General features: G+C 63.3%; 13 protein-coding genes and 3 tRNA genes. 8 read left to right on the top strand and 8 right to left on the bottom strand.

Annotated features, from left to right (window positions below):
- Positions 1-67: 67 nt before the first annotated feature.
- The 3 genes from G3N59_RS19050 to earP all read right to left on the bottom strand — a co-directional run bounded on the left by G3N59_RS19050 (position 68) and on the right by earP (position 2,559).
- Positions 68-280, bottom strand: coding sequence for a CsbD family protein (locus tag G3N59_RS19050; protein WP_205984183.1), 213 nt, complete (start codon positions 278-280; stop codon positions 68-70).
- Between the two features lie 283 nt (positions 281-563).
- Positions 564-1,121 carry an elongation factor P gene (efp, locus tag G3N59_RS19045; protein WP_205984182.1) on the bottom strand — a complete coding sequence of 186 codons (558 nt, stop codon included), beginning with the start codon at positions 1,119-1,121 and terminating at the stop codon, positions 564-566.
- Positions 1,122-1,305: 184 nt separating this feature from the next.
- Complete coding sequence (gene earP / locus G3N59_RS19040) at positions 1,306-2,559, bottom strand: elongation factor P maturation arginine rhamnosyltransferase EarP (protein ID WP_205984181.1); 1,254 nt, start codon at positions 2,557-2,559, stop codon at positions 1,306-1,308.
- A gap of 290 nt (positions 2,560-2,849) precedes the next feature.
- On the opposite strand from earP, the gene uvrC reads away from it, so the two are divergent.
- From uvrC to G3N59_RS19015, 5 genes are all read left to right on the top strand, one after another.
- Positions 2,850-5,105 carry an excinuclease ABC subunit UvrC gene (uvrC, locus tag G3N59_RS19035; RefSeq protein ID WP_205984180.1) on the top strand — a complete coding sequence of 752 codons (2,256 nt, stop codon included), beginning with the start codon at positions 2,850-2,852 and terminating at the stop codon, positions 5,103-5,105.
- A gap of 136 nt (positions 5,106-5,241) precedes the next feature.
- Positions 5,242-5,832, top strand: coding sequence for a CDP-diacylglycerol--glycerol-3-phosphate 3-phosphatidyltransferase (pgsA, locus tag G3N59_RS19030; protein ID WP_205984179.1), 591 nt, complete (start codon positions 5,242-5,244; stop codon positions 5,830-5,832).
- Positions 5,833-6,090: 258 nt separating this feature from the next.
- Positions 6,091-6,166: transfer RNA gene (locus G3N59_RS19025), tRNA-Gly, on the top strand.
- A gap of 70 nt (positions 6,167-6,236) precedes the next feature.
- Positions 6,237-6,312: transfer RNA gene (locus G3N59_RS19020), tRNA-Gly, on the top strand.
- A 74-nt stretch (positions 6,313-6,386) separates the two neighbouring features.
- Positions 6,387-6,460 (top strand) — tRNA-Cys (locus G3N59_RS19015).
- 105 nt (positions 6,461-6,565) lie between these two features.
- Here G3N59_RS19015 and G3N59_RS19010 read toward each other — a convergent pair.
- Both G3N59_RS19010 and G3N59_RS19005 read right to left on the bottom strand, forming a co-directional pair.
- The gene (locus G3N59_RS19010; RefSeq protein ID WP_205984178.1) at positions 6,566-6,910 is read right to left on the bottom strand and encodes a type II toxin-antitoxin system PemK/MazF family toxin; all 345 of its coding nucleotides are present in this window, start codon (positions 6,908-6,910) and stop codon (positions 6,566-6,568) included.
- Positions 6,911-6,918: 8 nt separating this feature from the next.
- Positions 6,919-7,272 (bottom strand): AbrB/MazE/SpoVT family DNA-binding domain-containing protein, encoded by a 354-nt coding sequence (locus tag G3N59_RS19005; RefSeq protein WP_241023588.1) that lies wholly within the window; start codon positions 7,270-7,272, stop codon positions 6,919-6,921.
- Between the two features lie 177 nt (positions 7,273-7,449).
- Between G3N59_RS19005 and G3N59_RS19000 the strand changes: the two genes are divergently transcribed.
- Together G3N59_RS19000 and G3N59_RS18995 are read left to right on the top strand one after the other, a co-directional pair.
- Entirely contained in the window at positions 7,450-7,722 is a 273-nt protein-coding gene (locus tag G3N59_RS19000) for a DUF2164 domain-containing protein (protein ID WP_205984177.1), read from the top strand.
- A 78-nt stretch (positions 7,723-7,800) separates the two neighbouring features.
- Positions 7,801-8,313: a GNAT family N-acetyltransferase gene (locus G3N59_RS18995; RefSeq protein WP_205984176.1), complete on the top strand. Its 513-nt coding sequence runs from the start codon at positions 7,801-7,803 to the stop codon at positions 8,311-8,313.
- 1 nt (position 8,314) lies between these two features.
- Here the strand turns inward: G3N59_RS18995 and G3N59_RS18990 are convergent, their stop codons facing one another.
- The 3 genes from G3N59_RS18990 to G3N59_RS18980 form a co-directional block, all read right to left on the bottom strand.
- Positions 8,315-9,223 (bottom strand): cytochrome c oxidase assembly protein, encoded by a 909-nt coding sequence (locus tag G3N59_RS18990; protein WP_241023587.1) that lies wholly within the window; start codon positions 9,221-9,223, stop codon positions 8,315-8,317.
- Positions 9,224-9,292: 69 nt separating this feature from the next.
- Positions 9,293-9,754, bottom strand: a complete 462-nt coding sequence (locus G3N59_RS18985) for a copper chaperone PCu(A)C (protein ID WP_205984175.1) — start codon at positions 9,752-9,754, stop codon at positions 9,293-9,295.
- A gap of 60 nt (positions 9,755-9,814) precedes the next feature.
- Positions 9,815-10,366, bottom strand: coding sequence for an SCO family protein (locus tag G3N59_RS18980; RefSeq protein ID WP_205984304.1), 552 nt, complete (start codon positions 10,364-10,366; stop codon positions 9,815-9,817).
- Positions 10,367-10,865: 499 nt separating this feature from the next.
- Between G3N59_RS18980 and otsB the strand changes: the two genes are divergently transcribed.
- Complete coding sequence (gene otsB / locus G3N59_RS18975) at positions 10,866-11,612, top strand: trehalose-phosphatase (protein WP_205984174.1); 747 nt, start codon at positions 10,866-10,868, stop codon at positions 11,610-11,612.

Raw genomic sequence — 11,612 nt, 5'->3', positions numbered from 1 at the left:
TCGAGCTTCGGACTCGTCGCCGCGGACCGCGTTAATTCACGCCCGGATATCGATCGACGCCGATGTTTCAGTCGTCGAACGGCCGGTGCGCGTCAAACCAGCGCTTCACTTCCTGCTCCGCTTCGTCACGCGTCTTGCCGTAACGTTCCTGGATCAGTCCCGCCAGCCGATCCGCGCGTCCTTCGGCCTTGGTGAGTTCGTCGTCTGTCAACTCGCCCCACGCGGCCTTGGCCTTGCCGATCAACTGCTTCCACTTGCCTTCAGCGATGTCATTGTTCATCGAGTCTCTCCTGGTTTCGGTGGAAGGGCGCTTGCGCGCTATCTTAAAACGAAGCCAGCAGGAACCATGCCATGAGCACCTCGCCTTACCGCATCAAGCTGCGGCGATTTTGCGCGTGCGCAAAACCGGTAAGGTTTTCCCATGAAGTCACAAACATACACGCTCGGGAAAAAAAGAAAAAGCGCCCCGAGGGGCGCTTTTACGATTGCATCCGCCACGCATGGAAAATCGCACGGCAGCGGTGCTCGCGCGGCCGCACGGCGCATAAAAGCGCCGTTTGGGCTTAGGCGCGGCTGCGGTACTCGTTGGTACGCGTGTCGATTTCGATCTTGTCGCCGATGTTGCAGAACAGCGGCACTTGCAGTTCGAAGCCGGTTTGCAGCTTGGCGTTCTTCAGAACCTTGCCCGACGACGTGTCGCCCTTGACAGCCGGTTCCGTGTAGATGATTTCGCGCACGAGCACGGTCGGCAGTTCGACCGAGATGGCCTTCTCGTTGTAGAACACGACTTCGCAAGCCATGCCGTCTTCGAGGTAGTTCAGGGCGTCGCCCATCATCTCGCCTTCGACTTCGTACTGGTTGTAGTCGGCGTCCATGAACACGTACATCGGGTCAGCGAAGTACGAGTAGGTCACTTCCTTGCGCTCGAGCACCACGACTTCGAACTTGTCGTCGGCCTTGTACACGGTTTCCATGCCTGCGCCGCTCAGCAGGTTCTTGAACTTCATCTTCACGACGGCGGAGTTACGGCCCGACTTGTTGTACTCGGCCTTCTGCACGACCATGGCGTCGCTGCCGATCATGACGACGTTGCCGACGCGGAGTTCCTGTGCGGTCTTCATAAAAAACTGTCCTGTCCAGATTTAAATAGCTTCGAGTGTGCGCAACGGCAAACGTCGCAAGCGATTCGAGGTGTCCGCGCCGGCCGTTCTCGTACTGCTGCCCGCGTATTGGGGTGAGAACGACGGATTGCGAGCGCGGTTAGAAACATCGAAGCGCTTGAGACGGCTGCCGTCGGGTAACCGCTTATTTTAACTGAGTTTTTGCGAATCCGGCTAGATTTCCAGCGAGATCGCCGGCCTGCGCGAGTTCGCGTGCCCACGCCTGTGCACGGGCCTTGAAGGCCGGCAAGTGCTCGGCAAATTCGCTCCAGTTCGCCATCGCTTCGGGCGCTTTGCCGCCGCCTGGCTGCGCTTCGGTTGCGCCGTTGCCGTTCCACGCGTGCCAGAAGCGTTCGAGCGCGCGGCGCGGCGCATCGTCGAGCGTGCTGGCGTAGTGGGCGAGGGCGGCGTCGAGTTTGGGCAGATGGGCGTCGTCGGATTGCGGGTAGATGTGCCAGACGAACGGGCGCGCCGCCCATTGCGCGCGCACGAAGGAATCCTCGCCGCGCACGAAGTTCAGATCGCTGGCCCACAGCAGGGCGTCGTAGCCGCGTTGCTCCGTGAATGCGAGACCGTGCGCGGTGAGCGAACCGCGCTCGGCGCGCGCGCCGGCAGCGAAGGCATCGACGCCGAAAAAGCGCGCCAGTGCGCCCGAGATGCGGCCTTGCGGCACCAGCAGGACGATCGGCGTGGGGCTGTCGCGCCATTGTTCGAGCAGCGCGTCCACGGCCGGGTTTTCGTAGGCGAAGAGCGAGATCACCGTGGCGTCGGCGGCGGGCGGCGGACCGCCGGTCGTGCTTTGCCACCACGCGGCGCGCGCTTGCGGCGAGGCTTCGAACGCCGTGCGCGCCGCATCCAGATCGCGTTCCTTCAAGACGCCGCCCGTGCCCTTGCCGAGTCCCGGAAAGAAGAAGTGCTTGAGCAGCGGATAACGCGGGTGCGGCGACGGACGCAGATGAAAATCCGCGACCCAGTCTTCGGCGCTCAGATAGTCGAGGTTGAACCAGACCGGCTTGCGCTCGCGCTGCGCCATCGCCGCGATATAGACGGGCGGCAGTTCGCAGGCGAATGCTTCGATCACCACATCGGCGATGCTCAGCGTTTCGCCAGCATGCGTGGGCTCGTGCCAGTGCTCGACCACGACGCCTTCGACAAGCTGCGTCAGGCGCTGCGGATCGAGCGCGGGGCAAAGGCGCTGGAAAGACTGCAGATCGTCGACGAACAGGCGCACTTCCCAGTCGTGCTCGTGCGCAAGCTGACGCGCGAGACGCCAGCACACGCCGATGTCGCCGAAATTATCGATCACGGCGCAAAAGAGGTCGCAGGCGATGCGCGGCGTCGAGCCGGTTGGCGCGTGGTCGTGGCCGGCTGCGGCAGGCGGGCGTGAATCGTGGGGCATGGTGGCGGGATAGCGCGCGATGGAGAGTGGGGGCGCGGTCGCAGTACACGGCGCGACCACGGTGTCCGGGAGCGTTCGAATAGCAGCGCGGCCTTGCAGCGACAGACGGGCAGGCCGGGCGGCGGGTTCGGGGCCACGCGGAATGATCTAAACTTGCGATTCTAAGACACCGGCATGACGGCGTCGCGAAGGCGGCAAAGGGTGCCATCGACGCGCCCCCGCCTGCTACTGGCCTGTTATCGGCCTGATACCGGCCTGCCACCGGCCCGACACCGAACGCCCCGCACTGGATGACCGCTTCCACCGAACCCGCCGTTTTCGACCCGAAAGAGGTCCTCGCGCAGCTCCCGCACCTGCCGGGCGTCTATCGCTATTACGACGCGCAGAACGCGGTGCTCTATGTGGGCAAGGCGCGCGACCTGAAAAAGCGTGTCTCGAGCTACTTCAACAAGACGCAGCTTTCGCCGCGCATCGCCATGATGGTCACGCGCATCGCGCGTATCGAAACCACGGTGACGCGCTCCGAAGCCGAAGCGCTGCTGCTCGAAAACAACCTGATCAAGGCGCTCGCGCCGCGTTACAACATCCTGTTTCGCGACGACAAGTCCTATCCGTTCCTCAAGCTCACCGGCCACAAGTTTCCGCGCATGGCGTACTACCGTGGCGCGGTCGATCGCAACAATCAGTATTTCGGCCCGTTCCCGAGCGCTTACGCGGTGCGCGAGAGCATCCAGATCCTGCAGCGCGTGTTCCAGTTGCGCACCTGCGAGGATTCGGTGTTCAACAACCGCACGCGGCCTTGTCTGCTGCATCAGATCGCGCGTTGCACGGCGCCGTGCGTGGGCGCGATCAGCGCGGAGGATTACGCGCGCGATGTGAGCAATGCGTCGCGTTTTCTGCTGGGCCGCCAGGGCGAAGTGATGAAAGAGCTGGAGACCAAGATGCACGCGTTCGCCAGCGAGCTGAAGTTCGAGCAGGCCGCGGCGGTGCGCAACCAGATGAGTTCGCTGTCGACCGTGCTGCATCAGCAGGCGATCGAGACCGGCAGCGATAGCGACGTCGATATTCTCGCGGTCGTGGCGCTGGGCGGGCGCGTCTGCGTGAATCTGGCGATGGTGCGCGGCGGCCGGCATCTGGGCGACAAGGCGTATTTCCCGGCGCACGTCGAGCGCGCGCTCACCGACGACGAAGGCGGCGTGGCCGAAGAGATCGGCGCTGACACGGTGGTGGCGGCCGCGGCGCTGAAGTCCTTGCCGTCGCTGGCGCGCAAGGCGCTGGTGGAAGGCGCGGCAGCGCGGGCCGAAGCCGAAGAAGCGGCTGAAGAAGCGGCTGCCGAAGACGCTGAGTTGCCCGATCCGCTCGCCATCGCTGCCGATCTCGACGATGAAGTCGCGCAGGGCGGTGAAGTTTCGGACGCATCGGACGCCCAGGGCGAAGAAGAAATGGAAGCCGCCGCCGCGTCGAAGTCGTCCGCGCGCAAATCGCGCGCTGGCGGCATCGAATCCGAAGTGCTCGACGCGTTCATCGCGCAGCATTACTTCGGCAATCGCGTGCCGCCGGTGCTGGTGGTGAGCCATCCGCCCGCGAACCGCGAACTCGTCGATGTGCTGTCCGGACAGGCCGGCCACAAGGTCGTGCTGCTGCGCCAGCCGCAAGGACAGAAGCGCGCGTGGCTCGCGATGGCCGAACAGAACGCGCGCCTGGCGCTCGCCCGTCTGCTTTCCGAACAAGGCTCGCAGCAGGCGCGCACACGCACGCTTGCACAGTTGCTTGGGCTCGAACTCGACGATCTCGCGCATCTGCGCATCGAGTGTTTCGACATCAGCCACACGATGGGCGAGGCGACCCAGGCGTCGTGCGTGGTCTATCACCACCACAAGATGCAGTCGAGCGAGTACCGGCGCTACAACATCACCGGCATCACCGGCGGCGACGATTACGCGGCCATGCGCCAGGTGCTCACGCGCCGCTACGAGAAAATGGTCGCGCAGGCCGCGCGCAACGAAACCGACGAAGCGCAGACGCTGCAGGCCGAAGGCGCCGATCCGTCCGATTCCTCGGTGAGCGGCGATGGCGCGGAACCGGTCGCCGCGGGCGGCACGCTGCCGCATATCGTGCTGATCGACGGCGGCAAGGGGCAGGTCGAAATCGCGCGTCAGGTCTTCGACGAACTCGGACTCGACCCTGCCATGCTCGTGGGCGTGGCCAAGGGCGAAGGGCGCAAGGTCGGCCTCGAAACGCTGGTGTTCGCCGATGGCCGCACGCCGCTCGAACTCGGCAAGGAAAGCGCGGCGCTGATGCTGGTCGCGCAGATCCGCGACGAGGCGCACCGTTTCGCGATCACCGGCATGCGCGCCAAGCGCGGCAAGACGCGGCAGACCTCGCGACTCGAAGAACTCGAAGGCGTGGGCGCGAAACGCCGTCAACGTCTGCTGGCGCGCTTTGGCGGACTGCGCGGCGTGATGGCGGCGAGCGTCGAGGATCTGGCGAGCGTCGAAGGCATTTCACATTCGCTCGCCGAGCAGATCTACCAGCAACTCCATTGATGTCCGCGCGCCGCGTCGGCCTGCTTTGTGCCTGCTACCCGCTTGCTTCCTTACGTTTGCTTGTGGCAGGTGCAGCGACGCGGCACAATTGCATCTCCCATAATTGCAATCTCCCCCTGACAGACTGCGCCACACGATGCCGTTCAATATCCCGATTCTCCTGACGTGGCTGCGGATCGTGCTGATTCCGCTCGTGGTTGGCGTGTTCTATCTGCCGCAGACAATGCTGAGCCCGATGCAGGCGAACATGTCGGCCATGCTGATTTTCGTGCTGGCCGCACTGACCGACTGGTTCGACGGCTTTCTCGCGCGCAAATGGAATCAGACCTCGTCGTTCGGCGCCTTCCTCGATCCGGTCGCCGACAAACTCATGGTGACCGCCGCGTTGCTCGTGCTCGTGCACCTGCAACGACTCGACGCGGTGATCGCGCTGGTGATCGTCGGCCGCGAGATCGCAATCTCCGCGCTGCGCGAATGGATGGCGCAGATCGGCGCATCGCGTAGCGTTGCCGTGAACCAGCTCGGCAAGTTCAAGACCGCCTGCCAGATGGTGGCGATTCCCATGCTGCTGTATTACGCGCCGCTCACGATCGGCGGCACGACGTTGTTCGACGCCCGCGTGTGGGGCACCTGGCTGATCTATGTCGCCGCCGTGCTGACGATCTGGTCGATGCTTTACTACATGAAGCTGGCGTGGCCGCAGATCCGCGAGCGGGGCAGTCTGTAAGCGCAGATTCATCTGCAAATATTTTCGGCCGGTATTTTCGCGCTGTAACGCACGTCTGGCGGGGCTTTCAGGTACGTTGATTCACCTCCCCGCCAATCTTTTTTCAAAAAGTTCGTGCGAAGGTGTTGACAGGATGAAGCGGGTTCTACATAATCTCACTTCTCCGCTGCACGACAAGCAGCAAACGAAGCAGATGCGGTGGAGATGGCCGAAGATAAGTGGCAAATCAACGGTGAAGCAGTAAAAGCAGTAACCCATGCGGGAGTAGCTCAGTTGGTAGAGCGCAACCTTGCCAAGGTTGAGGTCGCGAGTTCGAGCCTCGTCTCCCGCTCCATATTAAGGTGCAGCGTTTTGCAGAAATGTGAAACGAGGTGCCAGGCAGGAAAAGCAGTACGGTAGGTTATGCGGGAGTAGCTCAGTTGGTAGAGCGCAACCTTGCCAAGGTTGAGGTCGCGAGTTCGAGCCTCGTCTCCCGCTCCATTTAGAAAGGGGAAGCAGCGCTTCCCCTTTTGTTTGGCGAGCCAAAAGGCATTCGCATCAAACAGCCCGCTTCTGGCGCGATAGCAAAGCGGTTATGCAGCGGCCTGCAAAGCCGTTTAGGCCGGTTCGACTCCGGCTCGCGCCTCCAGGTAGAAAAAGAAAAGCCACCTTCGGGTGGCTTTTCTTTTTTCTGCGGTGGTTTTTGTGCGCTTCATGCGGGCAGGGCCAGCCGCCTCGGCTGTTCACCTCATCCCTACAGATTCAGGAAAACCTTCAGGCTGCGCCTGACGGCATCCAGCTCGGCTTCGCTGATTCGTTCGCCTCTCAAAGAGGCTTTGCGTTCGACCCAATCGAGCGTCGTCATTTGATCGATCAAGGCGACGCACGGTTTAGCGAGCGACTCGATCGGAATCTCCGTTGCAAACCCCCGGTTTTTGGTCGTACACGGCACGCCGACGATGCGATGCGATGGGCCATTGTGCGCGGCAGGCGTCATCACAATCACGGGACGCGGATATTTGCCGCCCTGTTCATGGCCAACGACCGGTTCGAGGTTGATCCACACCACGTCGCCGATATCGGGAATGTCTCGATTCATTGCTTTCCTTACCAGTCGTCCTGGTTTTCGGGATCGTGAAGCTCGGTGCCTGTAGATGCGCCGCGATCGAGTGTCGGGTGCAGGTCGTCCGGCATGCTGGCAAGTTGTTCGCGATAGACATCCCAATTGAACGTCTTGATAGCGGGCTTGACCTCCAGCACACCGTTGACGACTTCCACTGCGACCTCCTGATCTTCGCGCAGGTGCAGCTCCTCCGCTACGCTCGACGGAATACGGATGGCGAGGCTGTTGCCCCACCGCTTGATCAATTGCAGCGCCATGTTTCGCTCCTCATCGACTGGATCTGTTTCGGCAGGCGATGTATCGACGTTGTTGATACAGGTCATGCTATCGGTGCCCATGGCTCAAGTCAACAATCGGGAAGGGTGGCATATCCGCTGCAGCGCTCTTGCGCATCGGGATTGGTCAGCGTCGGCGCTGGTTGGTTTCGTGGTTTATCGCCAAGGCGTGAGTTGGGTTTGTGCCGTATCAAATCCATCGCGCACAATACCCGGACCATCTCCCACCCGGACTCCACCATGCCCATCGAGCTTCCTGAAGACGCACGCGCGGCCGCGATCGCGTCGATCCAGCGTTACTTCGACACCAACATGGAAGAGCCGATCGGCAATATCGCGGCGGGCGCGCTGCTGGGATTTTTTCTCGAAGAGATCGCACCAGCTGTCTACAACCGTGCGATTGCCGATGCGCAGGAGCGCATGCAGGCCCGCATCGTCGAACTCGATATCGATCTGCACGAGGAGCCTTTCGAGTACTGGCGCAAGTTCGAAACTCCGCGCCGGCGCAAGTGAATCCGCAAAGTCCGCGTTTGTGGGCCGCTCGTGCCACAAGGCATAATCGACCTTTCAGCCAGCTTTGACGGAAATCCCATGACTGCGCAGTCTCCCGCCGTGTCCTCTGCCATCTCGCCCGCATTGCCGGCGGCGCAACTCGAGTGGCAGTGGCGTCACTTCGATGCCATCAGCGCGCGCGATGTCTACGCGATGCTGGCGCTGCGCTCGGCGGTGTTCGTGGTGGAGCAGAACTGCGTCTATGGCGATATCGACGGTCTCGACGCCGATGCCTGGCACCTGTTCGCCTGGGGCGAGCGCAACGGCGCGCGTGAACTCGCGGGCTATCTGCGCGTGCTGCTGCCCGATGCAAACGACGCGGACGTGCGCATCGGCCGCGTGGTGACATCGCAGAATTTTCGCGGCATCAAGCTGGGCAACGGCCTGCTCGAGCGCGCGATCGGCCATATCGCGCAGCAATGGCCGGGCGTGCCGATGCGTCTGCACGCGCAGGCGCATCTACAGAAGTTTTACGGCGCGTTCGGTTTCAAGCCAGTTTCGGAGATCCACGACGAAGACGGCATCCCGCACGTCTGGATGCGCTCCGAATAAGCTAGCTGCGTTGTTCTGCCTGCGTGGCCGGTGAGGCGTCCCGGCGCGGGTCGTTGGCGGGTTGGACGTGTTGAGCGCGTTGCGCGTGTTGAACGCGCTTGAGGCGTCCGCGCGCGGAAAGCCGCATCCAGTGGCGCAGCGCGAGCAGCGCGCCGATCACGCTCATCATCGAGCCAGGAATCCACAGCAGCAGTCCGCCGATCTGTTGATCGCGCATAGGCGAAAGCCAGGTGAAGGCGCGTCCGCAGATCGAGTAGATCGGATACAGCTCGTGCGAAGTGAAAAAGATAAACGCGCCGAGCACGATCTGCGGCGGAATCGCCGCGATCACCACCAGCACGCGCTTGCCAGGCGCCAGCCGCGCGGGCGGCGCGGGCCGCGGGTCGAGCACGAGCCACCAGAACAGCAGCCCGTCGATCACCATGCTCCAGTTCATGACGCGATACAGACGCCAGTCGAGCATCGCGATGAAGTGGATCGGCGAGAGCAGCCAGAAATAAATCAGCCCGACAAAGAGCGTCACGGCCACGACCGGATGCATGACGATGTCGAGCGCCATGCGCACTGGCCGCGCCGCGAGAGCGGGGCGCACGAAGCGCTGCCGCCATCGGAACGGAATGCCCGCGCGTAGCGCCGCGCCCGGATAGGACAGCGCTATAAAGAACGGCCCGAGGTGATGCAGCACGAGATGCTGCGCGCGGTGCATGAAGAACTCATGCTCGAAAAAATAATCGAGCCGCGTGTGCAGCGCGATATACAGCGCGCTCAGGCCGAACCAGAACGCAATGCGCCGCGCGAGCGTAACGCGCGCGTGACGCTGGCCGCGCACGAAGAGGATCGCCGCCACGGCGATGGCGATCACGACCGTGGGCGACGGCTCCCAGGGATCGAGCCAGTAGAGCAGGTTCATCGCGTTTTCATGCGTGCGGGTTCATCGCGGGCTCAAGCGTGCAGGTTCATCGCGCGTGCGCCGATTCGCTTACTGCTGCGACGGCGGCTTCACTGCGAACGGCGTGTCGAGCGTCGCGCCATCGGAGAATTGCAGCTTCAGATGCACCGTATCGCCCGGCGCAACCTTGTGCTTCGCGTGCTCCAGCATCAGGTGATAGCCGCCCGGTGCGATCGCGAGCGTGCCGTGCGCGGGCACCGTCGCCTTGTGCACCATCACCATCTTCTGCGTCGAGCCGTTCGACACGGTCTGATGCAGCATCACCATGCCGTAGTCGTCGCTCGACACATCGACGAGATCGACCGGCTGATCGCCGTCGTTCTTCAGCGTCACGTAGCCCGCGGCCGGCAGATCGTTCGGCAGCCAGCGGACCCACGCGTTCTGCGCGCTGAGCGCCGCGCCAGCCGCCTGGGCCGAAGGCGCGAAAGCGGCGAACGTGCAGGCGAGGGCGCAGCCGAGCGAGGCAGTGAGGGATTTCAGTTTCATCGTCATGGCAGTTCCTGTTGCGGGTGGTGCGGGAAATCGTTTCGGTTAAAGCGTGCTGTGAAGCGCTCAGCTCGCGGCGTCGATCACGCGGCGCACATCATGCGCGATGGCGTCCGGCGTGTCCTTGTCGGTGGCCAGCAGGCGTGCGCGGCCTTGCGCGTCGAACACATAGACGGCCGAGCTGTGCGTGACTTCATAACTGCCGTCGGGATCGCGCTTCTCCATCTGATAGGCCACGCGGTAGCGCTTCGCGAGCGATTCGACCTGCGCGTCGCTGCCGGTCAGACCCAGCGCGTGCTGCGCATCGAACGCGCCCACATAGGCGTGCAGCGCCTGCGGCGTGTCGCGCACCGGATCGACGCTGATAAAGAGAATGCGCACGTGCTGCGCGTCGGGGCCGAGTTTTGCTAGTACCTGCATCAGCCGCGCCATGGTTTCCGGGCAGACATCGGGACAATGCGTGTAGCCGAAATAGACGAGCGTGGTGTTGCCGTGCAGATCGGCGGCGCGCATCGGCTGGCCGTTGTTGGCGGTGAGCGTGAACTCGAGGTCGGGCAGATGGCCGCTGACATTGGTGAGCTGCCAGGGTGCGGCGGGCTGCGAGCAGGCGCCCAGCATCAGCGTCGTGCCGGCGATCACCGCGAGCCAGGCGCCGATGCCAGCCCCGACCCGCTGGCGGAGAAGGCGCAGGCAGCGGATGAAGCGCTGGAATGGCAACACGGCAACGGTGGCAAGCAAGGGCTGTCTCGGCGGCTCGAATGGGCTCGAATTCTTGGCCAGGCAGCGCGGCTGGCTGCGGCATGTCGGTGGACTGTAGCAAAATTGGGCACAGGCAGTCGCAGACAGGCTGTTATGACCAGGTTTAGGGGCAATTTGTCGCATCAATGGGCGCGCGGTGTATCGGCGTCAAAATCGACAGAAGCGGTGGCCAGAAGCCGGATGCCGAAACCGGCTCAAATGGGCGTGGTTAGCCCCGGTTAGGCCCCAAAAACGGCCCTATAGGCTTACTTTCTCGAAAATTGAAGTGAGGCGCGGTAAGATGCGCACACTCTGCCCGGCGGGCGCCAGTGCGCCTCACGCTTACCCGGCCGACGTGCCGAGGGACGAAACGAACGTAATGCAAGAACCTGCGCAAGAACTTCCGGTTGAATTGCCGTTCGACAAGACGGCATTTTTCTTCGACTTCGACGGCACGCTCGTCGATCTCGCGCCCACGCCCGACGGCGTGCTCGTGCGCCCCGACATGCTCGCGCTGCTGGGCGATCTGCGGCGCGCGACGCACGGCGCGGTGGCGATCGTGTCCGGTCGCGGCATCGACAGCATCGACGATTTTCTACGCATGCCGGATCTGCCGATCGCCGGTCTGCATGGCGCCGAGCGTCGCGACGCCAATGGCGACACCCAGCGCGTCGGCTTCAACGACGAGCGTCTGCTGCACATGGAGCAGGTGCTGGCGGAAGTCGTGCGCACGCATCCGGGCATGCTGCTGGAGATCAAGGGCGCGGCGCTCGCGCTGCACTATCGCAACGCGCCCGAGCACGAAGCCACGGCGCGCGAGGCCACCGAAAGGCTCGCGGCCGAATTTGCCGCGGCCTACGTGCTGCAGCCCGGCAAGATGGTCTACGAGATCAAGCCCAAGGACGTCGATAAAGGCCGCGCGCTGCGCGCCTTCTTGAACGAGCCGCCGTTCGCGGGCCGCACGCCGGTGTTCGCCGGCGACGATCTCACCGACGAAAAAGGCTTCGCCGTGGTCAACGAAGTGGGCGGGCTGTCGATCAAGGTCGGCGGCGGCGAAACCATCGCGCGCACGCGTGTCGAATCGGTCGAAGCGCTGCTGGCGTGGCTCGCGGCGCTTGGCGCCTGA

It is taken from the genome of Paraburkholderia sp. Ac-20340, from assembly GCF_017104965.1.
In the GTDB taxonomy this organism is placed as follows: Bacteria; Pseudomonadota; Gammaproteobacteria; order Burkholderiales; family Burkholderiaceae; genus Paraburkholderia.
The sequence above is the reverse complement of the archived record's forward strand: the minus strand, read 5'-3'. Positions and strand labels throughout refer to the sequence as shown.

What these genes read in the sequence shown, in the direction of transcription:
- G3N59_RS19050 (WP_205984183.1), bottom strand. Translation starts at nt 280, where the DNA reads ATGAACAATGACATCGCTGAAGGCAAGTGGAAGCAGTTGATCGGCAAG.
- efp (WP_205984182.1), bottom strand. Translation starts at nt 1,121, where the DNA reads ATGAAGACCGCACAGGAACTCCGCGTCGGCAACGTCGTCATGATCGGC.
- earP (WP_205984181.1), bottom strand. Translation starts at nt 2,559, where the DNA reads ATGCCCCACGATTCACGCCCGCCTGCCGCAGCCGGCCACGACCACGCG.
- uvrC (WP_205984180.1), top strand. Translation starts at nt 2,850, where the DNA reads ATGACCGCTTCCACCGAACCCGCCGTTTTCGACCCGAAAGAGGTCCTC.
- pgsA (WP_205984179.1), top strand. Translation starts at nt 5,242, where the DNA reads ATGCCGTTCAATATCCCGATTCTCCTGACGTGGCTGCGGATCGTGCTG.
- G3N59_RS19010 (WP_205984178.1), bottom strand. Translation starts at nt 6,910, where the DNA reads ATGAATCGAGACATTCCCGATATCGGCGACGTGGTGTGGATCAACCTC.
- G3N59_RS19005 (WP_241023588.1), bottom strand. Translation starts at nt 7,272, where the DNA reads ATGGGCACCGATAGCATGACCTGTATCAACAACGTCGATACATCGCCT.
- G3N59_RS19000 (WP_205984177.1), top strand. Translation starts at nt 7,450, where the DNA reads ATGCCCATCGAGCTTCCTGAAGACGCACGCGCGGCCGCGATCGCGTCG.
- G3N59_RS18995 (WP_205984176.1), top strand. Translation starts at nt 7,801, where the DNA reads ATGACTGCGCAGTCTCCCGCCGTGTCCTCTGCCATCTCGCCCGCATTG.
- G3N59_RS18990 (WP_241023587.1), bottom strand. Translation starts at nt 9,223, where the DNA reads ATGAACCTGCTCTACTGGCTCGATCCCTGGGAGCCGTCGCCCACGGTC.
- G3N59_RS18985 (WP_205984175.1), bottom strand. Translation starts at nt 9,754, where the DNA reads ATGACGATGAAACTGAAATCCCTCACTGCCTCGCTCGGCTGCGCCCTC.
- G3N59_RS18980 (WP_205984304.1), bottom strand. Translation starts at nt 10,366, where the DNA reads ATGCTGGGCGCCTGCTCGCAGCCCGCCGCACCCTGGCAGCTCACCAAT.
- otsB (WP_205984174.1), top strand. Translation starts at nt 10,866, where the DNA reads ATGCAAGAACCTGCGCAAGAACTTCCGGTTGAATTGCCGTTCGACAAG.